The organism is Rhodococcus sp. YL-1, from assembly GCF_001942025.1.
In the GTDB taxonomy this organism is placed as follows: domain Bacteria; phylum Actinomycetota; class Actinomycetes; order Mycobacteriales; family Mycobacteriaceae; genus Rhodococcus_F; species Rhodococcus_F qingshengii.
Window position 1 is genome coordinate 1,610,607 of record NZ_CP017299.1, and the last position, 25,574, is coordinate 1,636,180.

Consider the following 25,574-nt stretch of genomic DNA (forward strand, 5'->3'; position numbering starts at 1 on the left):
TCCATCCGACTGGAGTACCGAGAAGTGAACAGCGACGCCGCGACGCAGGATGGCCTCAAGCGAGGGCTGACAGCGCGCCATATCCGCTTCATCGCCCTCGGATCAGCCATCGGAACCGGACTGTTCTACGGCAGCGCCGAGGCCATCAAACGAGCCGGCCCGTCGGTGCTCCTGGCCTACCTGATCGGCGGTATCGCGGTCTACCTGGTGTTGCGAGCGCTCGGCGAGATGGCGGTCCGTAACCCGGTTTCCGGTTCGTTCAGCGAGTACGCGAACAAGCACCTCGGACCACTCGCCGGTTTCATGACCGGGTGGACGTACACGTTCGAGATGGTGATCGTGTGCCTCGCCGACGTCACCGCCTTCGGCCTGTACATGCAGTTCTGGTTCCCGGACGTACCGAGATGGATCTGGGTTCTGGCTGTCGTCTTCTTCATCGGCGCGATAAACCTGTTGAGCGTCAAGGTGTTCGGCGAACTGGAATTCTGGTTCACGCTCGTGAAGATCACCGCCATCATCGCGATGATCGCCGGCGGCATCGCGATCATCGTGTTCGGATTCGGCGTTCACGACACCGATGCCGGAATCAGCCACCTCTGGTCGGACGGCGGGTTCTTCGCGACGGGCTTCGGCGGATTCGTCGCGTGTTTCGCGATCGTCATGTTCGCGTTCGGTGGCACCGAGATCATCGGTATCACCGCGGGCGAAGCCGAGGATCCGGCGCAGACCATCAGGAAAGCCGTCAACACGGTCCCGGTGCGCATCATTCTCTTCTACATCTGCACCCTCGCCGTCATCATGGCGATCATTCCGTGGCAGACCATCAACTCCGACAACAGCCCGTTCGTCCAGATCTTCGAGAACCTCGGATTGGGAACGGCCGCATCGATCCTCAACATCGTCGTCATCACCGCAGCCCTGTCAGCCATCAACAGCGACGTTTTCGGTGCGGGTCGCATGATGTTCGGAATGTCGCATGCCGGCCAGGCCCCGCAGGTGATGAAGAGAGTCTCCGCCAACGGTGTTCCGTGGATGACCGTTGTCATCATGACCGTTGCCCTGTTGGTGGGAGTAGTGCTCAACTACCTGATCCCGGACCAGGTGTTCCTCGTCATCGCCTCGCTGGCGACCTTCGCCACCATTTTCGTCTGGATCATGATCCTGCTCTCGCAGTTCCGTTCCCGCGCTCAGATGAGTGCAGACGAAACAGCGGCACTGAAGTTTCCAGTGCCGCTGTGGCCGTACGGTCAGATCTTCGCGATCGTGTTCCTGGCTTTTGTCATCATGTTGCTCGGCGTCATCGCCGATACCCGAGTTGCGCTGCTCGTCGGCGCCGGATGGCTGGTTCTGCTGACGGGCGCGTACTACAAGTGGGTGAAACCGGCTGTCAGCGCAGCGGATCGAAGTGACTCATGACGGTCGGCGTCTGAGCACCGGTCATCGAGTCGGCCACCATCTTTCCCGTCAACGGACCCAGAGCGATTCCCCACATCCCGTGACCACCGGCGACGTGCACGCGCGGCGAGCGCGTGGCTCCGATCAACGGCAAGCCGTCGGTAGTGCACGGTCGTGATCCCACCCATTCCTCTTCCCGCGCAGTCCAGTCGATGCCGCTGAGCATCGGCTTGGCCGCATCGATGATCGCCTGCACGCGGCGCGGGTCCAGCGGCGCGTCAGGGCTGCGGAATTCCATCATTCCGGCCACTCGGAAGCGATCGTGCAACGGAGTGCATGCGACGCGCTGGGTGGGGAAATACACAGGGTTCTTGGGGAGGTGCTCAGGCTTGACACTGAAGCTGTATCCGCGTCCGGCCTGCACCAGTTTGCGCACACCGAACGGTGCAGCGAGCTTGTTCAAGCGGGCACCGCTCGAGATGACCACGGCGTCGCCGTCGCGTGAATCACCGTGTGCACTGCGAACAGTGACTCCGCCGACCCGATCGTCGATCTGCGTGACGTCGAAACCGCTGACGATTTCTCCACCGCGTTCACGAACCGCGTCCGCCAACGAGTTCACGAACAACGGGGGATCGATGAAACGCTGATTGCGCAGGCGCAAACCGGCTTTCACACCCTGGCCGAGTGAAGGCTCGAGCGAATGAATCGCGTCGTAGTCGAGGAGGTCGAAGTCGACTTCTCCGCCGGCAGCTTCGACGTGGTGGAACTCGTCCACCAAGGTCTGTCGGTCCTTCTCGGACGCAAACGCGGCGAGGAAAGGATCGGCCAGGCGCGTCAGCTCTTTGACGCCACCGTCGGCGAGTTCGTCGTACGCGCCCAAGGCTGTTCGGTTGACCTCGGTGTAGACCGACATCGCTTCCTGCCACTTCGACGGCGTGCAGTGGCGCGCGAACCCGACCAGGAACCGAATCAGCTTCAGATCGGTGGTCAGTGGCACGTACACCGGGGACGACGGGCTGAGCATCGCGCGCAAGCCGTATTGGAGCACTGCGGGTTCGGGCAGCGGAAGCGTCAATGCGGGGGCAAGCCAACCGGCGTTGCCCCAGCTCGCGTCGGCTGCGACGCCGTCGCGATCGACGACGGTGACCTCGACTCCACGTTCCTGCAAGAACCAGGCCGTCGACAATCCGACAACACCCGCACCGACCACGACCACACGATCGGGGCTCTGACGAGTTCCCATGACGCACTCCTTCTACAGACTCTGCTCGAACCGAGACGCCGGTCACATCCGGCTCTTCTCTCAAGCATGAATCGCGGGGGCGGCAAAAGGACTGGCCGTTCGGCCATCGTCGGAGCTACCTCGTTGTGGATTCGCACAACGCACCGCCGCGCCTGCTCAGCGACCGAGTTTGAACTGCAGCATCAGAATCAAGCGGGTGTCGGCGTCGGTCAGGTCGACGCCGCACATCTCCTTGCCTCGACGCAGGCGGTTGCGGAGCGTGTTGGGGTGAACATGCAGTGCGGCAGAAGAATTCGCCACGTCACCGCCGTGCTCGAGAAAGGCCTTTGCCGTCGCGACCAGATCGCTGCCGTGCTGAGAGTCGTGACGTTCGAGGCTTCCGAGTGGTGTGGAGTCGCCGAGTCCGTCGATGATGTCGGCGACGTGCAGGGCGAGAACGGAGGCCAACGTGTCCCTCATTCCCGCGACGGTTCCGCCGGACCGGCCATGACGAAGCGCTCCGAGAACATGGTCGGTGTCCGAGCGCGAAAGATGTGATTCGCTTGCAGACTTCACTGTCCGACCGACGGCCACTGCCAGGAATTCGCGGCCACGGGCGCGGGTGAGGAAGTCGGCGGACAATCGGCGAGCGTTGGTCTCGTCGGTCGCGATGACAAGGTAGATGGTCTCGGACAGTTGAGCGGCAACGGCGTCGACGGCCAGAGTGTCGAGGTACAAGCTCAAGGACGCGACCAACCCCGCCGGCAGTGGTCCCGCAACGGTTCCGACGGCGACGACGGTGAGCGGGCCTGCCAACCGCAAGTCGTCTGCGGCGCGGAATGCGGGTTCGCCACCGCCGATCAGAGCTTGGACGCGCTGGGATTGGCGACGGCGTGTGCTGTCGACCCGGTCACGCTCCGAGGCGATTCTCTCGGCCACGACAGATACCGCGGATCGAAGTATCGATTCCTGTGTGGGCGTCGGTGTTCCGGCGAGTGCGACCCAGATCGAGCCGACGGGGTGATCGTTCTCGCGAACTGCGATGACCAGGCGCGGCGTGATCGCAGGGTCTTCGAGATCAACGTAGATTGGGTCGCTCTCTCGGTGGAGACGATCGAATACTCCTGCATCGGAGAGTAATTGGCGGAATCGGCTGGGTACCTGCCGGCCGAGGATCGTGCCGATGCGGGCTTCGTCCACGGCCTGCTCGCCGCCGGAGTACGCGAGGACAGTCGAGTTCTCGTCCTCGATCGTGACGGGAGCGCCGAGCAATTCGGCCAGAGAACCGGCAACGGAGAATAGGTCGTCGTCGCGCAGGTCCATGGGTGGGAGCCTACTGAGCGATCGACGGATTTCGGGTTCCGACGCCTCGGCAGGACCTCGATGGCGAATATAGGCTGGTGCAATGGCCGACATCGAAGGTGTTCTGTTCGATATCGACGGAGTCCTGCTCACGTCCTGGCAGCCGATCGAGGGAGCAGGGGAAGCAGTACGCGAAGTTCGGCGGCGCGGATTGGCCTGTGGGTTTCTGACCAACACAACCTCGCGCAGTTCGACGCTCATCGCGCAGGGGTTGTGCGACGCCGGTATCGAGGTCGAGGCGAGCCAGATAGTTACTGCCGCCAGGCTCACGGGGGAGTACGTGCGGGCGACGTATCCGGACGCGCGGGCGTGGGTCCTCAATCACGGTGACGTGTCTGCCGATCTCGAGGGAATCGAATTCGACGACGCCGATCCTGAGGTCGTGATTCTCGGCGGTGCCGGCCCGGAGTTCACTCACGAGGCGCTGAGCCGAGTGCTCGAACTCCTGCTCGCCGGTGTGCCCGTCGTCGCGATGCACCGCGGGATGATGTGGGAGACCGTAGACGGCCTTCGGATCGACACCGGAACGTACTTGCCGGGCTTCGAGGAAGTGGCAGGTGTAAATATCGCCGCAGTGGGTAAACCGTCTCTCACGGGGTTCCTGACAGCCACGGAGCTGATGCATGTCGAACCTGAGGCGACGGTGATGGTCGGCGACGACCTGATCGGGGACGTCCTCTCCTCACAACGAGTCGGCTTGACCGGAGTTCTGGTGCGCACAGGCAAGTTTCGGCAAACAGTGCTCGATCTGTCGGTTCAGAAGCCTGATCATGTCATCGATTCGGTCGCGGATCTTCCGGCCCTTCTCGGGGTCGTCCTCGAGGCTTGACCAGGCGGGGGTGACGGACTTCACTCGAGCGGGTACTCTCGCGCCCGAATCCAATGAACTTGTTCCACGAAGGAGTTTTCTATGCCCTTGATCTCGTCAGTCTGGTTCCGTCGCTCATCCTCTCGAGTCAGCGGAATTTCCAGTAGTCGGTTGGGGGGCCGCCTGGCGAGAACAGGGGCTGTGATGACTGTAGGTATGGGGCTCGCCGCCGGGCTGGCGCTGACCGGTGCGGGAGCTGCTTCGGCAGCCCCCGTCACGTGTGTCTCGCCGCCGTCGGCCAATGACATCCAGGTCTCCGAGACCGCGAGCTGCGGCGCGCAGTCCGTCGGAGCCGGCCGTTCGCAGGCCGGTGCTGCCGAGAGCGGTACCGCTGTGAGCGTCGCCGCCGACAACGGCTACTCCAATTCATATGCAAACGGCTTCGGAACCGCGCTGGGGGCTTCTCGCGGTAACGGTCAGGCGCAGGCATTTGCGCTCGGCGGCGGTATCGCGCGGGCCGGGGCGGCTGACGGCAACGTCACCTTCGCCATCGCTGGTTACGGAGCGGGCGCTACGGCCGATGCCAACGGCGTCGACTGCGTCGGAGTGCTCTCGTTTGCGGTCAATTTGAGTAACGGACAGTTCTGCATCGCGGGCTGAGGCTCAACCTTGCACTCGGCACGCTCGAGTGCTAAAAATGCAGTTGGCACTCGCGAACCGTGAGTGCCAGGTCGAGGCAGTGAGACCGGGAACCATAGACACCCCCGGTCGTCCGTCGCGGGCACTGACTAGACCACAGGCGTAGATGGGTGACCAGGCAAATCGGTCGCCCGTGTAATGAGGTGACTGGTCAAACGGTCGCCTTGTGCCGATGAGGTGACCCGACGAGCGGTCACCTTGTGTGTCACCCCCTATCCGGAGGATCACTTCGCAATGGCAAAGATCATCGCGTTCGACGAAGAGGCACGTCGTGGCCTCGAGCGAGGCCTCAACGCCCTCGCCGACGCTGTCAAGGTGACGTTGGGCCCCAAGGGTCGCAACGTCGTTCTCGAAAAGAAGTGGGGCGCCCCCACGATCACCAACGATGGTGTTTCCATCGCCAAGGAGATCGAACTCGACGACCCGTACGAGAAGATCGGCGCCGAGCTCGTCAAGGAGGTCGCCAAGAAGACTGACGACGTCGCTGGCGACGGCACCACCACCGCTACCGTTCTCGCACAGGCTCTGGTCCGTGAAGGCCTGCGCAACGTCGCAGCCGGCGCGAACCCGCTCGGCCTCAAGCGCGGCATCGAGAAGGCTGTCGAGGCTGTCACAGCTCGCCTGCTCGAGACCGCCAAGGAGATCGACACCAAGGAGCAGATCGCTGCTACCGCCGGTATTTCCGCCGGCGACCCGTCCATCGGTGAGCTCATCGCCGAGGCTATGGACAAGGTCGGCAAGGAAGGCGTCATCACGGTCGAGGAGTCCAACACCTTCGGCCTGCAGCTCGAGCTCACCGAGGGCATGCGCTTCGACAAGGGCTACATCTCGGCGTACTTCGCCACCGATGCAGAGCGTCAGGAAGCCGTCCTCGAAGACGCGTACATCCTGCTCGTCAGCTCCAAGATCTCCACGGTCAAGGACCTGCTGCCCCTGCTGGAGAAGGTCATCCAGTCCGGCAAGCCGCTCCTGATCATCGCCGAGGACGTCGAGGGCGAAGCTCTCTCCACCCTCGTGGTCAACAAGATCCGTGGCACCTTCAAGTCTGTTGCCGTCAAGGCTCCCGGCTTCGGTGACCGTCGTAAGGCTCAGCTCGCCGACATCGCCATCCTCACCGGTGGCGAGGTCATCAGCGAAGAGGTCGGACTCTCCTTGGAGACCGCAGGCCTCGAGCTCCTCGGCCAGGCACGCAAGGTCGTCATCACCAAGGACGAGACCACCATCGTCGAGGGTGCCGGCGACGCCGACGCAATCGCCGGTCGTGTCAGCCAGATCCGCGCCGAGATCGAGAACAGCGACTCGGATTACGACCGTGAGAAGCTGCAGGAACGTCTGGCCAAGCTGGCCGGCGGCGTTGCAGTCATCAAGGCCGGCGCTGCTACCGAGGTCGAGCTCAAGGAGCGCAAGCACCGCATCGAAGATGCAGTGCGTAACGCAAAGGCAGCCGTCGAAGAGGGCATCGTCGCCGGCGGTGGCGTTGCACTTCTCCAGGCAGCTCCCGCACTGGACGACCTCAAGCTCGAAGGTGACGAGGCAACCGGCGCGAACATCGTTCGCGTTGCACTGTCCGCTCCGCTCAAGCAGATCGCATTCAACGCAGGCCTCGAGCCCGGCGTTGTTGCGGACAAGGTCTCCAACCTGCCCGCAGGTCACGGCCTCAACGCTGCGACCAACGAGTACGGCGACCTGCTCGCTGCAGGCATCAACGACCCGGTCAAGGTCACCCGCTCGGCACTGCAGAACGCAGCGTCCATCGCGGCTCTGTTCCTGACGACCGAAGCCGTTGTCGCTGACAAGCCCGAGAAGGCCGGAGCGCCTGCAGGCGATCCGACCGGCGGCATGGGCGGCATGGACTTCTGAGTCCATCTCCACCTAGCTCCTAGAGCCCGGCCCACCGTTTGGTGGGCCGGGCTTTTGCTTGTGCGGAGGTATTTGCGGGCATTTTTGTCCACTACTGCGACGCGATCGCGGTTTCCCGTTGCGCGCTCGATGCTGTGTGCGTTTACGCCCGCGCTTACGCCCGGTTGTGTCGGCGTCTTCGGACCACTGTGATGATTTCGTCCGCCACAGCGTCGAGATGGGCCATCGCGGTGGCGGCGGAGTAACGCAACACCATCCATCCGTCGAGAACGAGTGCGTTCTGACGCCGTCGATCGTTGTTGAAAGTTGCGGGGTCGGTATGGAATTCGCGCCCGTCGATCTCCACGATCACCCGGGCTCGCGTGTCGACCAGATCGCCGAAGTAGGGTCCGACCCGAGCGTTGATCTCCAGGTGAACGTTGCGCGCAGTCAGTGCACGGGCGACTGCTCGCTCCGGTTCCGAACGAGTGAGCGGGCAACAGGTGCGGAGTTGTTCGCGTACGGCGGGGATCCCGTGCCTGCCGCGGCTCGCATCACACAGTTGGGCTATCGACTTCCACGGCACTCGGGTCGATACCGCCGCGTCGAAGAAGGCCTCGAGTGCGGGCCGTGGCAACGTGGTCGCGACGTCGATGAAGCACTGCTCGATCGGCACGATCGGTAAACCCATCCACTCATCCGACGAGACTCCTGTTCGTCGGTGAAGCCGTACCCACTGCGGACTGGCTGCTCGGACGCTGGGAGCCACGGTGGCCTCGACGAAGAGTGGTTCCTCCGGCAGGAGATCCCACAGCCAGGCTGCGCTGGTATGGCTGAGGACGGCCTCAGGCTTCCACAGTGTGACCGCGACGCAACGCTCGAAGTATCCAGGTTCTTCGGTGGAGTACACCGACGGCAGGATTCGATGGAGTCGCCCTGACCGCGTGGATCGGGAGATCGAACTGCGCGAAGTGCCCTGCTCGAGCAACTGGTTTCTTGTGACAACTTCCACGTATGCACTGTGGCGGCAAGAGCCTGACGACGCGGATTCAGAAGCCACTTTGTGGATGGCCGCGTGTGTGTGGACAACCTCATGGCGTAACAGGTGTATCGAGAAGGTGGGGAACGAGAAGCTTCATCTATCCGAATGTTGAAGGATGTTTGATATTTTCCGTCCCGATTGTTCGCCTCCGCTAACCTGTGAAGTGCGGATACGTCTAGTTCTTTTGGTGGATAATTCTGTCCTGAATACCCTCAAGTACTAAGCCTTTCGGACGACGTAAATTCCGGTTGCTATTCCATTTTGCTCGATTTTCAGGCGTCTTGGACGCTAGACCTGCGAATATGGAACAGGTTTCAGATCCATCTGAAATTCTTGGGCAAAAAGCACCCAAACCGGATCCTATTGCACTACCTTGATGTCAGTCACAGCCGCGGAAAGTGGGCACCAGCCCCGGAGGATCTCGGCTTCATCGTTCGACTGGGATTCTTTAATTGCTGCTCGGACCGGTTCTTTGTGGGCTGCATCAAGCATTCCAATGTAAATGTTCCGTGAGTATTCGCGGCCAATCGAAAGCGTGGGATTCAATATGATCGTCATGTTCCTGCAGACAACGGCGGCATTGTTCACCGACCTGCTGGGTAACGTCTGGTCCGGTTCGCTCATGCCGGGAATCGACGGGGTCACCGGATCGTTGGTTTCGGCAATCGACCTCAGTTGACGGCACCTGCAAGTTCTTCTTCCAATGTTTTTGATGACAGGAGCGAATGATGGATCTGGGATCGATTGCGGACGTTCTCGAGGGCGAGGCCGGGGGGTTGATCAAAAACATTCTCGGGATGGCTTTGTTTACCCCGTTTATCGCCTCGGTTGACTTCGGCTGGTTCCCGAACGTCGACTGAGAAGTGAATTGCTTTAGCCAGTGAACGAAATCAATCTCAAGGAGTGTGAAATACGGTGGACACAGCTAGTTTGATAGGTGCGCTCGCAAGCGTTGACGTCGGATCCCTCGTGGATCCACTGTTCTACTTGGTCAAGGTCGTTGACGGAATCTTCGTGTCGATCACCGGAAGCCTCAACATGGGCGGTGCGCTCGGTGAGGCTGCGGCGGGCAGCGTCCAATCGGTCCTCGGCTCCGTAGCCGGCCTGTAAAAGGAGAAGGAGAAAAGATGTTCGATCTCTTCCTGGACTACCTGTCCAAGATCGTCGATTTCGGATCGGTCGATCTCGTGGGCACGTTTGTGAAGTATTTGAACGCGCTGTCGTCTTCCCCCACGCCATAGAAAGAACGGAATCGGTCATGCTGCAAACTTATTTAACCGGAATGATCACGTGGGTATCGAACATGCTTGGTCTCACTTCCACTGGAAGCAAGATCATCAAGGATCCTCCACAAAAGCCGTGATCACTCCAGCGACTGCATCATATTGTTCGGTTTCGAGGACAGCATCGTAGCGGAGCAGTCAGGCGAACCTGCACAACCTGCACTTGCTTGAAACTTTGGTCCCCGTAGCCCTCTGGCTTCGGGGACCATCGGTTTTGCAATCACTGGCCTTATAGTCACAAGCTTTGCACTCAGGCGAATGTGCGGGCAACCAGCCGCGATACAAGGAGTTCAATGGGCGCGTCCAACACGTCAGGCGCAAGGATGGCGCAGCTGAACCCACGCGATGCCGAATTCATCTATCACGAGGGCGCTGGTCACCTGAACCATCTGATCGCTGTGTACTTCTTCGAGACATCGTTGCACCCAAGCGCGGAATTCACGGCAGAACAGGCAGTGGACTGGGTTACCGCACGCCTCGGATGTGATCGCATGTTCACTCAACGAGTCCAACGGACTCCGTTGGGACTGGACCATCCCTACTGGGTGACAGACCCTGACTTCGACGTCCGAAAGCACGTGTACGTCAACAAGATCAACGACACAGGATGGGCAGCGCTGCAAAAGCCGTTGAGCGCGTTGTTGACCACGAAGATGGACCTGCGCCGTCCGCCGTGGGAACTGCACTTCTTCGTAGGTTTGGAGGGACTTGAAGAATTGCCGGGCCGACTGACGGCGGTGGTGCTCAAGTCTCACCACAGTGCAGCTGACGGTATCGCCATCAGGACGTTGGGCGAGGCTATCTTTTCGGGCAAGGTGCAGCAGGCTGGGTCCGAACCGTCTGTGCCGTTTGTGCGAGCGAGGATATTCACCAAGTCGCTACTGGGGTTTCCCGGCCGAATATATCGCTTCGCAAGGCAGGTACCAGGCAACCGACGCGCTCAGAGAGATGCTGACGCTGCGAAGAAGGCAGGAGAATGGGTGGAGAGCCTCAACGAGAGGCCTGCAATTCGATTCAACGGCAAGGTGAGTGGAGCTGCCTCACTCGAACCGATGACAATGTCCGGGGAGCAGGTCCGTGAGATCAAGGATTCGGTGCCCGGTGCCACTGTCAACGACGTTCTACTCGCCGTTGTCGGAGGCGCTCTGACGCGCTACCTCACGGAAAAGGATGAAAGGCCAAGCGATTCCTTGATCGCGATGGTTCCTCGCTCGGTGCGTAAGGTCGAAGCGTGGGAGTCGGCGAATCAGTTGGTGGCTATGCTGGTGGATATGCACACCCAGGTCGAGTCCCCATTGGAGAGGTTGGCGCTCATTTCGAGTTCGGCACGGTCGGAGAAGGCGCGCACGTCCCATCCCGCGGTCAGGCGTGCCGGGGCCGCAGTCGAGACCACGCCCGCGCCTTTGATGAGATTGATGGCGTATGCGCGCAAGCAGAACGATCACAGCCTCGATCGACCGCGTTACCAGCACACGATGGTGAGTAACATTCCACTCTCGGTCGAAGGGTTGACGCTTGCCGGCGCCCCGGGCGCGGCTGTGCTTGCAGTGCAAGCGCCCATCGACGGGGATGGGCTACGGCATTTCATGGTCGCCGCAGCAGGTGGGGGACTGACCCTCAACGTCATCGCGGACACCGCGACCATGCCCGATCTCCACCATTACATCGAACTACTGCGAGCAAGTTTCGATGACTTGGCAGCGGCAGCCGCGATGCAGACTGCGGATTCACCTAACCAAGAGGTTGCCTCCTGATCGATCGGAATCGCAGGCACCTTCTCCGATTGCTGGATTTGGTGACACCCAACGATTCCGAGCAGAACCCAGAGGATCTGCATGTCAGCTCGCTACAATTCGGACATTCGTTCAGCGTCGGAATTGAGGGGCATGCATGATCTTTCGGAACTCGTTGCCAGCCGCGGTATCTCAGATGGGACCGCGAGACGCGGAGTTCGTCTACAACGAGTCCGGCGGACATCTGAGCCACATGGTCTGCGCCTACTTCTTCGACACGACGGGCCATCCGCTCGCAGAGATGACGCACGACGACGCGGTTCGGTGGATCACCGAAAGATTCGGGTACTGGCCACTGTTCACGAGTCGGCTCCAGCGAGTTCCGCTGGATCTGGACTATCCCTATTGGGTCCCGGCCGATTTCGACGTCGATGATCACGTGCACGTCCATCGTGCCCCTGTTGCCGGGTGGGCGCCGGTTCGTGAATTGCTCGGGCGCTCGCTCGGGGAGCCGATGGACCTGTCCCGGCCGCCTTGGGAGTTGCACGTCATGACCGGCGTGCACGGGATCGACGAGCTACCGGGCAATCTGACGCTGATCATGCTCAAGACCCACCACGGGGCCGGTGACGGTCTGGCGATCCGCGATCTGACCAACCTTCTGTTCTCCGGTCCGCCGAAACCGGAGACGAAGCGTGCCGGTTCGGGGCTTTCGTCGCTGGATTTGATCGGGCGCACGGTCGTGGGTCTGCCCGGCCAGGCGATCCGTTTCGGCCGGGGTCTGTCCGTGACAAAGGTTGCGGCCGAGACGGTTCGGGAGGCGGAAGAGGCCGGAGAGCTGCCTACGTACTCGGCCGACCGCCTACCGACCCGATTCAACGGCGTGCTGGGCGGAGACATCACGATCGATTTCCTGACGCTGGACGGCCCAGACATCAAGGCGATCCGAGCGGCCGTTCCGGACGTGACGGTCAACGACATCTTCCTGACCGTCGTCGCCGGTGCTCTCGACGCATACCTGTCGGAAAAGGGCGAGAAGTCGGCCAGTGGGTTGGCGGCGATGGTTCCCCGATCGATGCGGCAGATAGCCGAATGGGAATCGGCCAACCAACTGGCGCTGTTGACGGTCGATCTGCACACGGACGTCGAAGATCCGGTCGAGCGGCTGACACTGATCAGGGATTCGGCGCTGATGGCAAAGGGGCGGAGTTCGCACCCAGCCGTCCGTCGTTACGGCACACGCATCGAAACCTCGCCTGCGGCTCTGCTCAGACTCACCGGTCTCTCGCGTCGGCTCAACAAGCTGGACCCTTCGCACAAGGTCATTCAGAACACGACGATCAGCAATGTCCCGGTATCGGTCGACGGCAATGTTTTCGAAGGTGCGCCGGCGGTGGCAGTTCTCGGCGGGCAGGCGCCGGTCGACGGAGACATTCTGCGCCACTTCCTCATTGCCGCGCGTGGAGGTTCTCTGACGCTCAATGTCATCGTCTCGCGAGAGACGATGCCGGATATCGAGCACTATGTCGAATTGTTGCGGGTGGGGTTCACGACGCTTCTGCAGGCAGTTTCTGACCAAAATCGTGAGGTAGTCGAACGATAAAGAGTAACTTGCGTCGGAACTTGTGGTGAATCGACGATTTGTGTTCGGGAAATTTCTGTCGAATTCGTCCTAATTAAGGTAATTGTCCGTAGTGGTGTCGAGTCGTTATCTCGCGGATTAATGTGACTGTCGACACGTCGAGTGTCTACCGCCGGACTGGTTCGATAATCGTCACCGACGGTAAAAAGAATCACCTACGCGAGGAGCTGAACATGGGTTCGTTGATGGATATTCTCGGTGGTCCGAATGGGGACGGTGCACCGATGCAGGCTTTGCTGACAATGCTGCTGGGATTGGACAATGTCGGTGCAAACCTCTTCGGTTCACTGGCTGATACCGCCGGTGGAATCTTCGGATCTCTCGACACCCTCAGCTTTACGCCGCCTGTCGTTCCCTGAGTTTTCTGATCGGCGTCATTTGCTCGTCCCAAGTGAACCACTGAACATCTAAAGGAGAACGTCATGCTTGAAGGATCTGTCATGGACGCTGCCGGCTCAGTCGGTGCGATCATCGGTCAGGGGTTGGGCAGCGTCAGTGGCCTGGCCGTCAAGGGTCTCGAGGCCCTCGCTGCGCTCAGCGGTGGAGAGTTGAAGGCCGCCAAGTAGATTGTTGATTTCGGGGCCTGCTCGTGTTGGCGCGTAGGCCCCGAAATACCTTTTGTCGGCGCGTAATTCTCGCCATGTCAAGTGCCGGAATTCTCAACCTAACGGCATGAGCATCCAGGCGGCGAGATATACCAAAGCCGCGGTTCCACCCGTGCAAATAGCCGCGATAACGGCGAGTAGACGGACAAGATTTACGTCGGCGCCGAAGTAATCTGCAATTCCGCCGCACACTCCGGCGAACATTTTCTTGTCGTTGGAACGGGTGAAGGGGCGAGGTGTGTTGCTTTCGAATGTCATGCTTCAATTCTGAAGCGAGATGGCGCCGCGCACCATCGGGGACGACCCCCATCTGCACCCTGATCTTTTGAGGCCGCCGTGTCATACCCCGGTAGTTCATCCCAGCTTCACCGAACAGTTGCTGCGGGAGACTAACTTGTCGGCGGTGACCGATTTAGCAGAACGCCGACCGTTCCTCAGCGCCTTCGCGGATCTCTCGACCGCCGTCGATCTGGCCGACACCGCCGCCTTCACCGTCGACGACAATGACGACGACGATCCGGTGCTGCTGACGTCGCCGGACGGTTTCGAGGTCGACACCTGGCGGGAGGGCTACCCGTACGAGGCACGGATGCCTCGGGACGAGTACGAAATGTCCAAGCGTCTGCTGCAGATCGAACTCCTCAAGCTGCAGAACTGGTCGAAGGAAACCGGCGCACGGCACGCCATCGTGTTCGAAGGACGCGACGCTGCCGGCAAGGGCGGAACGATCAAACGATTCATGGAGCACCTCAATCCTCGAGGCGCTCGCGTCGTGGCGCTGGAGAAGCCGTCGGCCCGCGAGTCGACGCAGTGGTACTTCCAGCGCTATGTGCAGCACCTTCCCGCCGCTGGGGAACTGGTGATGTTCGATCGGTCTTGGTACAACCGGGCCGGGGTCGAGCGGGTCATGGGCTTCTGCACCGACGGGGAGCACGAGCGTTTTCTGCGCCAGGTGCCGTTGTTCGAGCAGATGCTCGTCGACGACGGCATCAGCTTGATCAAGTTCTGGTTCTCGGTTTCACCGCTGGAGCAGCGCACGCGGTTCGCGATCCGACAGGTCGATCCCGTTCGGCAGTGGAAGCTTTCGCCGATGGACATCGCTTCTCTGGACAAGTGGGATGCGTACACGGCGGCGAAGGAAGAGATGATTCGGTTCACCGATACCGACACCGCTCCGTGGACCGTCATCAAGAGCAATGACAAGAAACGCGCGCGGATAAACGCGATGCGTCACGTGCTCAGTCAGTTCGATTACGACAACAAGGATTACGAGATCGTGGGTACTCCGGATCCGCTGATCGTGGGAAGCCTCGAATAGTCGGCGCGTGGGCTCTGCCCATCCGCGGCGTGGGTGGTTAGTGTGAGTTGAATGGAGACCGTACCGATCCAACTCCCCGACGGCACCGTGACCCCGATCCGTCTGTTTCCCGGACCGAACGACGACGCACCCGTGGTGGTGATGTTGCCCGGGCTCGGAGTTCCCGCCGGGTTCTACGATCCGGTGGCGCAGGCCCTGGTCGAAGCCGGCTTCAATGCGGCCATCGGTGAACTGCGTGGCCAAGGTGACAGCAAACCGCGCCCGAGCGCGTCGAGTGTTTTCGGATATCAGGAACTGGTCTCGATCGATTGTCCGGCGACGTTCGAGGTGGTGCGTGAGCGGTTTCCGGCCAGCACACCATTTCTGATGGGGCACAGCATGGGCGGCCAGATCGGGGTCATGTACGCGTCGAGGATTCGGGGCCGGCTCGGCGGACTGATCCTGGTTGCCTCCGGATCGCCGTATCACCGCGGATTCCCCGGAATCCGTGCGCCCGGACTCTATCTGGGTTCGTCCGCGATGTCGGTGACAGCCAACATCGCCGGCTTCTGGCCTGGAGACCGGGTCAACGTCGGCGGCTTCGGTCGACAGTCGAAAGTACTGATCACCGATTGGGCCCGGTTCGCCAGGACCGGTCGCATGGAACCCGTCGGTGCGGATATCGGCTACGAGGAGCGGATCGCTCGCCTGACCTTGCCGGTTCTGTCGATCACGATCGAAGGGGACGATCTCGCTCCACGCCGGTCGGCAAAGAACCTGGTGGACAAGCTCTCCGGGGCCCAAGTGACGATGACGCACATCGACGAACCACTCGGTCACAACGGTTGGATACGCAATCCCACCGCTGTGAGCGAGCGCGTCGTCGCGTGGTTGCGCGACCGCTGAAAGATCAGGCGAGTTTCTGCCAGAGGAACTCGTAGGTCAGCGCAGTCTTGAAGGCCAGCTGAGCATTGTCCGCGGCGCCGCCGTGGCCACCCTCGATGTTCTCGAAATACAGCACCGGCTTGCCCAGCTCTTCCAGCCGTGCGGCCATCTTGCGGGCATGCGCGGGGTGGACGCGGTCGTCGCGGGTGGACGTCGCGATCAGGATCGGTGGGTACGACGCGGCGGCGTCGATGTTCTGATACGGCGAGTACTCCGAGATGAATGCCCACTCCTCCGGGACATCGGGGTCACCGTATTCGGCCATCCACGACGCGCCGGCCAGCAGGAGATGGAATCGGCGCATGTCCAGCAGCGGGACCTGACAGACGATGGCGCCGAAGAGCTCGGGGTACTTGGTCAGCATGATGCCCATCAGCAGGCCGCCGTTGCTACCGCCCTGAGCTGCCAGAAGATCCGGGGTCGTGATTCCGCGATCGACGAGGTCTCTCGCGACGGCAGCGAAGTCTTCGTGCACCTTGTGGCGCCCGGCCTTGAGAACCTGTGTGTGCCAACCGGGTCCGTACTCGCCGCCACCACGAATGTTCGCAACCACATAGGTTCCGCCCTGCGTCAGCCAGGCACGGCCCAGAGAACCGCTGTACGACGGTGTCAGCGAGATCTCGAATCCGCCGTACCCGTAGAGCAGGGTAGGGCCGGGCTCGCTACGCGGACTGCGCACCACGAAGTACGGAACTTGGGTGCCGTCGGCAGAGGTGGCGAAGAACTGCTCCGTGGTGATGCCCTCGGCGTCGAAGAACGCGGGAGCCTGCTTGAGGGCAGTGGGTTCGGTTTCGCCGATCACGCCGTGCAAAAGAGTTGCAGGGGAGGTGTATCCACTCGAATTGACGAAGTACTCGTTGCTGACATCAGGGTCGGTGTCGAGAATTTCGATACTGGTCAGTTCTGGAAGCCCTTCGAAAGGTCGATCCTCCCAGCCGTTTTCGCCCGGCGTCAGGATTCGCAGCGTCGTGCGCACGTCGGTCAGGACCACCAGAATCAGATGATCGCGTGTCCAGGTGTAGTGCTCGAGCGAGGAATGTGCGTCGGGTTCGAAGATCGATGTCAGTGCTCGTGAGCCGGCAAGGAAATCGTCGTAACGGATGGCAAGCAGTGCGCCGGTCGGATATTCGGTGTCCTCGACGGCCCACACGGACTTGGTGCGGATCAACAACCACTCGTGGTGAATCGAGATCCCGGCGTCCTCGGGGACGTCCACGAGCACCAGTTCACCGTCGGGGCGAACTTCGAAATGCTGAGAGTTGTAGAAATCGACCGAGCGAGTGACGAAGTCCCGTTCGAACCCGGGCGTCGGATCGTGCGAAGCCGAGATGGCCACGTCCGTGGCCTGGCCCTCGTAGACGGTCTCGGCGCTGGAGAGGGGAGTGCCGCGCTTCCACCGCTGGGCCAGACGGGGATATCCGGAATCGGTGAGCGACCCCGGTCCGATATCCGTTCCGACGTAGACGGTATCGATGTCGATCCAGTCGATGTCGGTCTTGGCCTCGGGAAGGTAGAAGCCGGGATTCTCGCCCTCGGGAGCGAGGAACTCGCGCTTGTCGATGTCGAACTCGCGAACGACCGCCGCGTCTGCCCCGCCGCGGGAGAGGCTGATCAATGCACGGTTGCGGTGTGGCCGTAGAAGTTGCGTGCCCTTCCAGACCCAGTTCTCGCCCTCGGCCTCGGCCAGGGCGTCGAGGTCGACCAGGACGTCCCATTCCGGGTCGTCGGTGACGTACTGATCGAACGTCGTGCGTCGCCACAATCCGCGAACGTGGGTGCTGTCGCGCCAGAAGTTGTAGAGGAACTCACCTCGACGGCGGACGTAGGGGATTCGCGCGTCGGTATCGAGGATCTCGCGCACGTCGCTCTGTAGTCGATCGAAGCGCTCGTTGTCGGTGAGCTGCTCCTCGGTCACGGCATTGTGCTGACGGACCCAATCGAGTGCAGACTCACCGGTCACGTCTTCGAGCCAGAGGTAGGGGTCGTCGCCGGTGGTGGGCTGCTGATCGGAAGTCATACGTCCATTCTTACTGCTCGCTCCCGACAGCACTCGACCCCGCTCCCGAAACACTGGAGCGGGGTCGAGTGAGAACGAATCGGGTCAGACGCCCAGGGAGTGAGCGAGCATCGGCCAGGAGTTGTGGAGATCGTCCTGCCAGTAGCCCCACGAGTGGGTGCCGGTCGGCTTGAAGTCGAAGGTGGCCGGGATCTTCAGATCGCTCAGGCGGTAGGCGAGGTTGTGGGTGCAGTAGTTGACCGCTGCCTCGATGACGCCGCCGACGATCGCCTGGTTGGCGAGCGCACCGACCTGACCGTTGATCGCGGGATTGGCGAGAGTGTCATGTGGGCCGGGGAGTCCGGAGCCGGTGGAGACGTAGAGTTCGGTGCCGCGGAGCTTCTCGGCGTTGAGGACCGGATCGTTGTCCTTCCAGCCCTGACCGTCGAGCGGGCCCCACATGTTGGTGATGTCAGCTCCGCCGCGGGTACCTGTGACAAGTTCGATCGCACTCTGACCGACGGGGGTGCTGGTCTCAGCGCATCCGCTGTACGCCCCGACGCCCTTGTAGAGGCCGGGAGCCGCGATGGCGAGGTTGAGGACCGAGGTCGCGGTCATGGAGATCGCGGAGATCGACTGGACCTTGTTGGTGTTGAACTCGGCGTCGATGACGGGCGGGAGTTCCTGGGTCAGGAACGTCTGCCACTTCTGACGACCGAGAACCGGATCGTCGTTCACCCAGTCGGTGTAATAGCTGAACGCGCCTTCGAGTGGAGTGACGACGTTGACGTTCTTGTCCTGGAAGAAGTTCATGACGTCGGTCTTGCGTTGCCAGGTCGCCGAGTCTTCGCCGCCGCCTGCACCGTTGAGCAGGTAGAGCGTCGGGCGGGGTTCGCTGCCATCTGCGGGGAGGATGACCTCGAGCGGGATGTTGCGATCCATCGCCGGGGAGAAGACCGAGATGGTGACCTTGCGGTCGCCGGTCTTGGTGTTGCTCACGACGTGCGATCCGGACGTGTCACCGCCCGCAGAAGCTGTCGCCGGACTGATCAGCATCGGCAGCACCGTGGCCACTGCGAGAGCTGCGATCACACTGCCACGCTTGAAAATTCGAGCACGCATACGTTCGGATCCTCCACCTGAATGTCTTCGGATCCGGAACGGATCGAAGTGCCTGTGAGCCCTTACTGGAACAGGTTCACTTTTTGTTATGTGTCAGTAAAGCAGAGCGGGCGCAGAAAGTGACGCGATTCGATTGCCTGACAATTGAATTGGCCCCGGAATTAACCCCCGAATCAACCCCCGAATCGGCCCAGACAAGCACTCGACCCCGCTCCCGGAAGTGCAGGGAGCGGGGTCGAGTCGGAACGATTTCGGTCAGATGCCCATCGAACGAGCGAGCATCGGCCAGGAGTTGTGGAGATCGTCTTCCCAGTAGCCCCACGAGTGGGTGCCGGTCGGCTTGAAGTCGAAGGTGGCCGGGATCTTGAGATCGTTGAGGCGGTAGGCGAGGTTGTGGGTGCAGTAGTTGACTGCTGCCTCGATGACGCCGCCGACGATCACCTGGTTGGCGAGTGTGCCGACCTGTCCGTTGATCGCCTCGTTGTTCAGGGTGTCGTGCGGGCCGGGGAGTCCGGAGCCGGTGGAGATGAAGAGCTCGGTGCCGCGGAGCTTCTCGGCGTTGACGACGGGGTCGTTGTCGATCCAGCCCTGGCCGTCGAGGGGGCCCCACATGTTGGTCACGTCAGCGTCGCCGCGCATGCCCACAACCAGTTCGATGGAGGACTGGCCGACCGGTGTGCTGGTCTCGGCGCATCCGCTGTATGCACCGACGCCCTTGTAGAGGCCCGGAGCTGCGATGGCGAGGTTGAGGACCGAGGTCGCGGTCATCGAGATCGCGGAGATCGACTGGACGCCGTTGGTGTTGAACTCGGCGTCGATGACGGGCGGGAGTTCCTGGGTCAGGAACGTCTGCCACTTCTGACGGCCGAGGGACGGGTCGTCGTTCACCCAGTCGGTGTAGTAGCTGAATGCACCTTCGAGCGGGGTGACGACGTTGACGTTCTTGTCAGCGAAGAACTCGTTGACGTCGGTCTGACGCTGCCACGTCGCCCGGTCTTCGCCGCCGCCTGCACCGTTGAGCAGGTAGAGGGTCGGGCGGGGTTCGCTGCCGTCTGCCGGGAGGATGACCTCGAGCGGAATGTCGCGTCCCATGGAAGGTGAGTACACCTTGATGGTGGCGATGCGCCCGTTGTCCGTGCGGCTCGAGAGCTTGGAACCCGTTGTGTTTGCCTTGGCAACAGTTGCCGTGGTGGTCGACGGATCTCCGCCTGCGGACGACACTGCAGGGCTGATCAGCATCGGCAGCACGGATACTGCGGCTACAGCGGCGACCAGACGGCCACGCTTGAAAGTGCGAGCACGCATACGTTCAGAAACCTCCACCTAAAATTCCTTCGAATCCGCCCAGGAGTGAACGGTCCTTTGTTGCTGTTCCCGTACGGGAATTCATGCTGGGTACATGCTCTGTCGATAGGTACAGGGCGTGTGAGTCTTGTAAGTTCTACCGCATCGGTGCGTTATCCGCCAGTGAACCAGAGATTTGCTGAACGTACGACCAGTTTCAGGTGAATTTCCCTGATCATCGACGGGATTAGTGAGTGAACCGGACATATCCACTATGGGAACAACATTGTTGCCTACCTCTGCAGTCGAACGCGTCTGTCGAAGATCTTCTCCGATATCAGCGCCCAGCGGGGAGTTACGTTTCGGTGAACGTCGGTTACTCGCCGCAGACTCGCGCGGACTCGACGGCAATCGCCAAGAGTTTCGCGTGGCAGGCGCGGGTCGAGTTCCCGGAGATCACCCCTGTCTTCACCGTCGACGGCGTCGTCGAGATTCAGGAGTCCGGCGGAATCGCCCTGGCCTTCGACCTGGAGGACTCGAATCCGCTGGAGGGAGACCTGGCCAACGTCTCGTACTTCTACGACCTCGGAGTCCGCTCGATGTTGCCGACGTATAACTACATGAACGCTGCCGGCTGCGGCTGCTTGGACCTGGCGGACACGGGGTTGAGTGGATACGGCCGTGACCTGGTTGCCGAGATGAATCGCGTCGGAATGACGGTCGACGGCTCACATTGTTCTGTACAGACGGGGTTGGACATCTCAGCTATCACCCAGCGAGCAATGATCTACAGCCACTCGAACCTCCGAAGGTTGTGGGAGCATCCGCGCAACATCACCGACGATCAGGCCAGAGCGTGTGCGGAGACCGGCGGCGTCGTCGGGATCAACGGCGTGGGCATATTCCTCGGCGTCAACGGACCGGATGACGACCAGGCTCGGCTGTCCGCGATGGCCGACCACATCGAAGAGGCTGTGGGACTCGTCGGCATCGATCATGTCGGGATCGGCTCCGACTTCTCATTCGACGCCGACGACTTCCGCGAAGAGATCGAGCAGAACCCGTCGTCGTTCTCCGAGGCGTACACCGCGTGGGGGCCACTGCAGTGGACTCCTCCGGAGGAGGTGCTGACACTTGATCAGGTATTGCGTGAGCGGGGCTTCGACGAGCCGTCGATCGAGGCCGTGTACGGCGGAAATTTCGCCCGAGTTGCCCGAGAAGTGTGGGCTACCGACGGGTAATACGACCATCTGGGGACAGCGAAACGATGCAGGACTACCCTGGTGAATCGTGACCTCACACTATGACGTCGTTGTCCTCGGAGCCGGCCCCGGTGGGTACGTCGCTGCTATCCGCGCGGCACAACTGGGCCTGAGCACCGCCATCATCGAGCAGAAGTACTGGGGCGGTGTATGCCTGAATGTCGGCTGCATTCCGTCCAAGGCGCTTCTCCGTAACGCCGAACTCGCGCACATCTTCACGAAAGAAGCGAAGACGTTCGGCATGTCCGGAGACGTGTCCTTCGATTTCGGCTCCGCTTTCGATCGCAGCCGCAAGGTCGCGGACGGGCGAGTCAAGGGCATTCACTTCTTGATGAAGAAGAACAAGATCCCGGAGTACGACGGCAAGGGCACGTTCGTCGACGCCAACACCATCAGCGTGGAGCTGAGCAAGGGTGGCACCGAGACGATCACGTTCGACAACGCGATCATCGCGACCGGTTCGTACACCAAGCTGCTGCCCGGCACCTCGCTGAGCGAGAACGTCGTGACCTACGAAGAGCAGATCCTCACCCGTGACCTTCCGGGTTCGATCCTGATCGTCGGTGCCGGCGCGATCGGCATGGAGTTCGGTTACGTCCTCAAGAACTACGGCGTCGACGTCACGATCGTCGAGTTCCTCGATCGGGCACTGCCCAACGAGGACGCCGACGTCTCGAAGGAAATCGCCAAGCAGTACAAGAAGCTCGGCGTCACCATCAAGACCGGTGCCGCTGTGCAGTCCATCAGCGACGACGGCAGCAAGGTCACCGTCTCGATCAAGGACAACAAGTCCGGCGAGATCGAGACCGTGGTCGTCGACAAGGTTCTGCAGTCCGTCGGCTTCGCACCGCGCGTGGAGGGCTTCGGTCTCGAGAACACCGGTGTCGCGTTGACCGATCGCGGCGCCATCGCGATCGACGACTACATGCGCACCAACGTCCCGCACATCTTCGCCATCGGTGACGTCACCGCCAAGCTGCAGCTCGCGCACGTCGCAGAAGCTCAGGCTGTCGTCGCTGCCGAGACCATCGGCGGCGCGGAGACGCAGACACTCGGTGACTACCGGATGATGCCGCGTGCGACGTTCTGCCAGCCGCAGGTCGCCTCGTTCGGTTTGACCGAGGAGCAGGCCAAGGCCGAGGGCTACGACGTCAAGGTCGCGAACTTCCCGTTCGCTGCCAACGGCAAGGCACACGGTCTCGGTGACCCGACCGGTTTCGTCAAGCTGATCGCCGACAAGAAGTACGGCGAACTGCTCGGCGGGCACCTCATCGGACCGGACGTTTCGGAACTGCTGCCCGAGCTGACCTTGGCCCAGAAGTGGGACCTCACGGTCAACGAGTTGGCACGCAACGTCCACACCCACCCCACACTCAGTGAGGCACTGCAGGAAGCGATCCACGGCCTCGCAGGCCACATGATCAACTTCTGACGGCAGGGCCTTCGGCCCCGTGCGCCTTTTCGGTAGTTCGCACTACCGGAAAGGCACACGGGGTTTTTCGTCTTTTGTGTCGAGTTGTGTTGCGAAACCGCCATCTGAGGCCTTCGAGTCGGGGTGTAGGCGCGCAACGCATTAGCGTCCCGAGTCGACCATTCGGCTTTCGAAGGACCACTCATGAAAACTCGTTCCGTACTGCTCGCGGCTTGCGTCGCGCTGACGCTCTCCGCCTGTGGAACCTCAGGTGACTCCGGATCGGACGCCGAAGCTTCGGGTGCCGCCGAGGTGGGGGCGTTCCCCGTGACCGTCGACCACGCCTACGGTTCGACGACGATCGACGCGGAGCCTATGCGCATCGTGACCATCGGATGGAGTGGCCAGGATGCGGTGATCGCACTGAACAAGGTTCCGGTCGCCATGGAGAGCTTCTCCGGCGCCGGCATCGAGAACAACATCCTGCCCTGGGACGCTTCGCGTCTGAACGGTGCCAAGCCTGTTCTCATGACGACCAATCCCGATATCCCGTTCGAGCAGATCCTCGGGCTCGATCCCGACGTGATCCTCGCCGTGTACTCCGGCATCGACGAGGGCGAGTACAAGCGTCTCAGTGACATCGCGCCGACCGTCGCGTTCCCCGACCAGCCGTGGGATACGGCGTGGGACAAGCAGATGAGCATGATCGGTGCAGCGCTCGGACAGCCGGAGCAGGCTCAGACGCTGATCGACGAGACCGGGGCGTACTTCGAGAAGCAGGCCGCTGATCACCCACAGTTCCAGGGCAAAACCGCAACGTATGCAATGCGCACCGACGAGGGCCTGATCGTCTTCTGCGGCACCGACCCGCGGATCCGTCTTCTCGGCCAGCTCGGGGTGAAGACCTCGCCCGGTGTCGACGCAGTGTGCACTTCCGGCGACAGTTCGGTGTCCGTGGGCATGGAATCCATCGACACACTCGACGCCGACGTCTTCATTCTCGTCGACGCCGACGGCACCAACCTGGACAAGCTGATGTCCTTCGGTCCGTTCGCGAACATGACCTCGGTGTCGAACGGCCGTCTGGTTCGTCCGGTCGGAATGGACTACGCGATGGCTACGTCCGCTCCGACGGTGCTGAGCGTTCCCTACGCATTCGACGAGTTCATCGCTCAGCTCTCGGACAAGTTGAGCTGATTCCGGGCGTCGTACGACGCTTGTGACGCAACGATTTTCGGCACCTGCGATTCGAGTAGTTCGATCAGGGCCGTGATCTTTGCGGCGACGTCGGCGCCGAGTTCGGTCAAGCTGTATTCCACTTTGGGCGGGATGGTTTCGAGTACCTCACGGTGCACGAGGCCATCCCGCTCGAGTGTTTGCAGGGTCTGCGAGAGCATGCGCTCGCTGACTCCGTCGACGCGTCGGCGCAGGGCACTGAACCGGTACGGACCCTCGTTCAATGCCGCCAGCGCGAGTGCGCCCCAGCGCCCGGTTGCATTCTGCAATGCCGCCCGAGAGTTGCACCCGCGAGCGAAGACGTCAGCCTCGAGGGTTGGGTCCACGACGTCGGCATTCGGATCAGGAGTCTGGGCAGCACGTGAAGGTGAGTCGGTGCTGGTCATGAACCCAGGCTACTACTGCACGATCCCATAGCGCTAACTTGACGTGTTGCACTTACGAAAAATAAGTGCATGATGGTTGCAGAACGCATTTACGCTTCAACCTGGATCGGGAGTTCGCATGAGCATTGCAGTCACCGGCGCAACCGGAAACCTCGGACAACTGGTAGTCGAGTCGTTGATCGAGCGGGGAACCGCCGCGTCCGACATCGTCGCAGTGGTCCGCAATCCACAGAAGGCGGAAAGCCTCGCCGCCCGCGGAGTAGTTGTACGCCAAGCGGACTACGCCGATGCCTCGGCGTTGGAAACCGCATTGGCGGGCGTCGACAAGCTGGTGCTGATCTCGGGAAGTGAAGTGGGGTCACGGCTCGCGCAACACACCAACATCATCGACGCGGCGAAGGCTGCCGGCGTCGGATTCATCGCCTACACGAGCATCTTGAATGCTCAGGACACGCCGATGAAGCTTGCGGCCGAGCACAAAGCGACCGAGGACGTGCTCACTCGGAGCGGTATTCCGTTCGCGCTGTTGCGCAACGGTTGGTACTGGGAGAACTTCACCAACGACCTGGCCGGTGTGATCGAACGCGGCGCACTGGTCGGTGCGGGAGCGGAAGGCAAGATCGCGGCTGCGGCGCGTGCGGATTACGCCGACGCCGCAGCAGTAGTCGCGACCACCGATGGCCACGAAGGCGCAGTGTACGAGTTGGGCGGTGACGAGAGGCTCACCTATGCCGAATTGGCCGAGAAGATCAGCGAATTTGCCGGCAAGCCTGTCGCGTACCAGTTCGTGAGCGAGGACGCATACAAGGGGATTCTCGAGAGCGTCGGACTGCCTGCCCCGGTCGCAGAGATTCTCGCGGATTCCGATGCTGCAATTGCCAAGGGGGCGTTGGACACCGAGTCCGGTGACCTGCAGAAGTTGATCGGCCGCAGCAGCACTCCGGTGGCTGAGGTGTTGAAGAAGGCCTGACCTGCTGTGCGCCTTTATTAACCGCGGGCGGT

25 protein-coding genes are annotated in these 25,574 nt (G+C 61.5%); 17 read left to right on the top strand and 8 right to left on the bottom strand.

Translation table 11 applies throughout. The features are described 5' to 3' along the window. Nucleotides 1-24: 24 nt before the first annotated feature. Nucleotides 25-1,416: an amino acid permease gene (locus BH682_RS07580; protein ID WP_064075621.1), complete on the top strand. Its 1,392-nt coding sequence runs from the start codon at nucleotides 25-27 to the stop codon at nucleotides 1,414-1,416. Here the strand turns inward: BH682_RS07580 and BH682_RS07585 are convergent. After that, entirely contained in the window at nucleotides 1,388-2,641 is a 1,254-nt protein-coding gene (locus tag BH682_RS07585) for an NAD(P)/FAD-dependent oxidoreductase (protein WP_021333986.1), read from the bottom strand. The genes BH682_RS07580 and BH682_RS07585 overlap by 29 nt on opposite strands. A 156-nt stretch (nucleotides 2,642-2,797) precedes the next feature. Further along, the gene (locus tag BH682_RS07590; RefSeq protein WP_020906710.1) at nucleotides 2,798-3,943 is read right to left on the bottom strand and encodes a PucR family transcriptional regulator; all 1,146 of its coding nucleotides are present in this window, start codon (nucleotides 3,941-3,943) and stop codon (nucleotides 2,798-2,800) included. Between the two features lie 82 nt (nucleotides 3,944-4,025). Here BH682_RS07590 and BH682_RS07595 point away from each other — a divergent pair, with 82 nt between their 5' ends. The 3 genes from BH682_RS07595 (at nucleotide 4,026) to groL (ending at nucleotide 7,349) form a co-directional block, all read left to right on the top strand. Next, the gene (locus BH682_RS07595) at nucleotides 4,026-4,811 is read left to right on the top strand and encodes an HAD-IIA family hydrolase (RefSeq protein WP_003941506.1); all 786 of its coding nucleotides are present in this window, start codon (nucleotides 4,026-4,028) and stop codon (nucleotides 4,809-4,811) included. Between the two features lie 81 nt (nucleotides 4,812-4,892). Continuing rightward, nucleotides 4,893-5,450, top strand: a complete 558-nt coding sequence (locus BH682_RS07600; RefSeq protein WP_019744475.1) for a DUF6764 family protein — start codon at nucleotides 4,893-4,895, stop codon at nucleotides 5,448-5,450. A 273-nt stretch (nucleotides 5,451-5,723) separates the two neighbouring features. After that, a complete protein-coding gene (gene groL / locus BH682_RS07605; protein WP_003941476.1) occupies nucleotides 5,724-7,349 on the top strand; it encodes a chaperonin GroEL in 1,626 nt (541 codons plus the stop codon). Nucleotides 7,350-7,503: 154 nt separating this feature from the next. On the opposite strand, the gene BH682_RS07610 is transcribed toward groL, so the two are convergent. Next, nucleotides 7,504-8,340, bottom strand: a complete 837-nt coding sequence (locus BH682_RS07610; RefSeq protein WP_054781533.1) for a DUF559 domain-containing protein — start codon at nucleotides 8,338-8,340, stop codon at nucleotides 7,504-7,506. A gap of 565 nt (nucleotides 8,341-8,905) precedes the next feature. Between BH682_RS07610 and BH682_RS35860 the strand changes: the two genes are divergently transcribed. The 7 genes from BH682_RS35860 (at nucleotide 8,906) to BH682_RS36355 (ending at nucleotide 13,594) form a co-directional block, all read left to right on the top strand. Further along, nucleotides 8,906-9,049 carry a hypothetical protein gene (locus BH682_RS35860; protein ID WP_153212751.1) on the top strand — a complete coding sequence of 48 codons (144 nt, stop codon included), beginning with the start codon at nucleotides 8,906-8,908 and terminating at the stop codon, nucleotides 9,047-9,049. A gap of 46 nt (nucleotides 9,050-9,095) precedes the next feature. Continuing rightward, nucleotides 9,096-9,230 (top strand): hypothetical protein, encoded by a 135-nt coding sequence (locus BH682_RS37055; RefSeq protein WP_257232983.1) that lies wholly within the window; start codon nucleotides 9,096-9,098, stop codon nucleotides 9,228-9,230. A gap of 55 nt (nucleotides 9,231-9,285) precedes the next feature. Further along, entirely contained in the window at nucleotides 9,286-9,480 is a 195-nt protein-coding gene (locus tag BH682_RS35865; RefSeq protein ID WP_031331808.1) for a hypothetical protein, read from the top strand. 466 nt (nucleotides 9,481-9,946) lie between these two features. After that, nucleotides 9,947-11,407: a wax ester/triacylglycerol synthase domain-containing protein gene (locus BH682_RS07620; RefSeq protein ID WP_075832588.1), complete on the top strand. Its 1,461-nt coding sequence runs from the start codon at nucleotides 9,947-9,949 to the stop codon at nucleotides 11,405-11,407. A gap of 136 nt (nucleotides 11,408-11,543) precedes the next feature. Continuing rightward, on the top strand, nucleotides 11,544-12,989 hold the full coding sequence (locus BH682_RS07625) for a wax ester/triacylglycerol synthase domain-containing protein (protein ID WP_075832590.1): 1,446 nt from the start codon (nucleotides 11,544-11,546) through the stop codon (nucleotides 12,987-12,989). A gap of 212 nt (nucleotides 12,990-13,201) precedes the next feature. After that, nucleotides 13,202-13,387 (top strand): hypothetical protein, encoded by a 186-nt coding sequence (locus tag BH682_RS07630; protein ID WP_223304379.1) that lies wholly within the window; start codon nucleotides 13,202-13,204, stop codon nucleotides 13,385-13,387. Between the two features lie 63 nt (nucleotides 13,388-13,450). Next, nucleotides 13,451-13,594, top strand: a complete 144-nt coding sequence (locus BH682_RS36355) for a hypothetical protein (protein ID WP_003941503.1) — start codon at nucleotides 13,451-13,453, stop codon at nucleotides 13,592-13,594. 93 nt (nucleotides 13,595-13,687) lie between these two features. On the opposite strand, the gene BH682_RS07635 is transcribed toward BH682_RS36355, so the two are convergent. Beyond that, nucleotides 13,688-13,891: a PspC domain-containing protein gene (locus BH682_RS07635; protein WP_003941534.1), complete on the bottom strand. Its 204-nt coding sequence runs from the start codon at nucleotides 13,889-13,891 to the stop codon at nucleotides 13,688-13,690. A 145-nt stretch (nucleotides 13,892-14,036) separates the two neighbouring features. Here BH682_RS07635 and ppk2 point away from each other — a divergent pair, with 145 nt between their 5' ends. Both ppk2 and BH682_RS07645 read left to right on the top strand, forming a co-directional pair. After that, a complete protein-coding gene (gene ppk2 / locus BH682_RS07640) occupies nucleotides 14,037-14,951 on the top strand; it encodes a polyphosphate kinase 2 (RefSeq protein ID WP_075835193.1) in 915 nt (304 codons plus the stop codon). A gap of 51 nt (nucleotides 14,952-15,002) precedes the next feature. Then, on the top strand, nucleotides 15,003-15,836 hold the full coding sequence (locus tag BH682_RS07645) for an alpha/beta hydrolase family protein (protein WP_075832592.1): 834 nt from the start codon (nucleotides 15,003-15,005) through the stop codon (nucleotides 15,834-15,836). 4 nt (nucleotides 15,837-15,840) lie between these two features. Here the strand turns inward: BH682_RS07645 and BH682_RS07650 are convergent, their stop codons facing one another. The 3 genes from BH682_RS07650 to BH682_RS07660 all read right to left on the bottom strand — a co-directional run bounded on the left by BH682_RS07650 (nucleotide 15,841) and on the right by BH682_RS07660 (nucleotide 20,298). Then, complete coding sequence (locus BH682_RS07650) at nucleotides 15,841-17,892, bottom strand: prolyl oligopeptidase family serine peptidase (RefSeq protein WP_075832594.1); 2,052 nt, start codon at nucleotides 17,890-17,892, stop codon at nucleotides 15,841-15,843. Nucleotides 17,893-17,976: 84 nt separating this feature from the next. Continuing rightward, nucleotides 17,977-18,993, bottom strand: coding sequence for an alpha/beta hydrolase (locus BH682_RS07655; protein WP_046378180.1), 1,017 nt, complete (start codon nucleotides 18,991-18,993; stop codon nucleotides 17,977-17,979). A 255-nt stretch (nucleotides 18,994-19,248) separates the two neighbouring features. After that, complete coding sequence (locus BH682_RS07660) at nucleotides 19,249-20,298, bottom strand: alpha/beta hydrolase (RefSeq protein WP_021343370.1); 1,050 nt, start codon at nucleotides 20,296-20,298, stop codon at nucleotides 19,249-19,251. Between the two features lie 233 nt (nucleotides 20,299-20,531). Here BH682_RS07660 and BH682_RS07665 point away from each other — a divergent pair, with 233 nt between their 5' ends. The 3 genes from BH682_RS07665 (at nucleotide 20,532) to BH682_RS07675 (ending at nucleotide 24,147) form a co-directional block, all read left to right on the top strand. Beyond that, on the top strand, nucleotides 20,532-21,518 hold the full coding sequence (locus BH682_RS07665; protein WP_058038501.1) for a dipeptidase: 987 nt from the start codon (nucleotides 20,532-20,534) through the stop codon (nucleotides 21,516-21,518). Between the two features lie 49 nt (nucleotides 21,519-21,567). Next, nucleotides 21,568-22,971 carry a dihydrolipoyl dehydrogenase gene (gene lpdA, locus BH682_RS07670; RefSeq protein WP_003941477.1) on the top strand — a complete coding sequence of 468 codons (1,404 nt, stop codon included), beginning with the start codon at nucleotides 21,568-21,570 and terminating at the stop codon, nucleotides 22,969-22,971. A 183-nt stretch (nucleotides 22,972-23,154) separates the two neighbouring features. Further along, nucleotides 23,155-24,147 carry an iron-siderophore ABC transporter substrate-binding protein gene (locus tag BH682_RS07675; RefSeq protein ID WP_075832596.1) on the top strand — a complete coding sequence of 331 codons (993 nt, stop codon included), beginning with the start codon at nucleotides 23,155-23,157 and terminating at the stop codon, nucleotides 24,145-24,147. Here the strand turns inward: BH682_RS07675 and BH682_RS07680 are convergent. Continuing rightward, on the bottom strand, nucleotides 24,123-24,572 hold the full coding sequence (locus tag BH682_RS07680) for a winged helix-turn-helix transcriptional regulator (RefSeq protein ID WP_007735410.1): 450 nt from the start codon (nucleotides 24,570-24,572) through the stop codon (nucleotides 24,123-24,125). The two genes, BH682_RS07675 and BH682_RS07680, sit on opposite strands and share 25 nt — an antisense overlap. A 118-nt stretch (nucleotides 24,573-24,690) precedes the next feature. Between BH682_RS07680 and BH682_RS07685 the strand changes: the two genes are divergently transcribed. After that, nucleotides 24,691-25,542, top strand: a complete 852-nt coding sequence (locus BH682_RS07685; protein ID WP_075832598.1) for an SDR family oxidoreductase — start codon at nucleotides 24,691-24,693, stop codon at nucleotides 25,540-25,542. Nucleotides 25,543-25,574: the final 32 nt, after the last annotated feature.

Excerpts from the sequence above, each read along its gene's own strand:
- BH682_RS07585 (WP_021333986.1), bottom strand. The coding sequence starts at position 2,641 with ATGGGAACTCGTCAGAGCCCCGATCGTGTGGTCGTGGTCGGTGCGGGT.
- BH682_RS07590 (WP_020906710.1), bottom strand. The coding sequence starts at position 3,943 with ATGGACCTGCGCGACGACGACCTATTCTCCGTTGCCGGTTCTCTGGCC.
- BH682_RS07595 (WP_003941506.1), top strand. The coding sequence starts at position 4,026 with ATGGCCGACATCGAAGGTGTTCTGTTCGATATCGACGGAGTCCTGCTC.
- BH682_RS07600 (WP_019744475.1), top strand. The coding sequence starts at position 4,893 with ATGCCCTTGATCTCGTCAGTCTGGTTCCGTCGCTCATCCTCTCGAGTC.
- groL (WP_003941476.1), top strand. The coding sequence starts at position 5,724 with ATGGCAAAGATCATCGCGTTCGACGAAGAGGCACGTCGTGGCCTCGAG.
- BH682_RS37055 (WP_257232983.1), top strand. The coding sequence starts at position 9,096 with ATGATGGATCTGGGATCGATTGCGGACGTTCTCGAGGGCGAGGCCGGG.
- BH682_RS07620 (WP_075832588.1), top strand. The coding sequence starts at position 9,947 with ATGGGCGCGTCCAACACGTCAGGCGCAAGGATGGCGCAGCTGAACCCA.
- BH682_RS07625 (WP_075832590.1), top strand. The coding sequence starts at position 11,544 with ATGATCTTTCGGAACTCGTTGCCAGCCGCGGTATCTCAGATGGGACCG.
- BH682_RS07630 (WP_223304379.1), top strand. The coding sequence starts at position 13,202 with ATGGGTTCGTTGATGGATATTCTCGGTGGTCCGAATGGGGACGGTGCA.
- BH682_RS36355 (WP_003941503.1), top strand. The coding sequence starts at position 13,451 with ATGCTTGAAGGATCTGTCATGGACGCTGCCGGCTCAGTCGGTGCGATC.
- BH682_RS07635 (WP_003941534.1), bottom strand. The coding sequence starts at position 13,891 with ATGACATTCGAAAGCAACACACCTCGCCCCTTCACCCGTTCCAACGAC.
- BH682_RS07645 (WP_075832592.1), top strand. The coding sequence starts at position 15,003 with ATGGAGACCGTACCGATCCAACTCCCCGACGGCACCGTGACCCCGATC.
- BH682_RS07650 (WP_075832594.1), bottom strand. The coding sequence starts at position 17,892 with ATGACTTCCGATCAGCAGCCCACCACCGGCGACGACCCCTACCTCTGG.
- BH682_RS07655 (WP_046378180.1), bottom strand. The coding sequence starts at position 18,993 with ATGCGTGCTCGAATTTTCAAGCGTGGCAGTGTGATCGCAGCTCTCGCA.
- BH682_RS07660 (WP_021343370.1), bottom strand. The coding sequence starts at position 20,298 with ATGCGTGCTCGCACTTTCAAGCGTGGCCGTCTGGTCGCCGCTGTAGCC.
- BH682_RS07675 (WP_075832596.1), top strand. The coding sequence starts at position 23,155 with ATGAAAACTCGTTCCGTACTGCTCGCGGCTTGCGTCGCGCTGACGCTC.
- BH682_RS07680 (WP_007735410.1), bottom strand. The coding sequence starts at position 24,572 with ATGACCAGCACCGACTCACCTTCACGTGCTGCCCAGACTCCTGATCCG.
- BH682_RS07685 (WP_075832598.1), top strand. The coding sequence starts at position 24,691 with ATGAGCATTGCAGTCACCGGCGCAACCGGAAACCTCGGACAACTGGTA.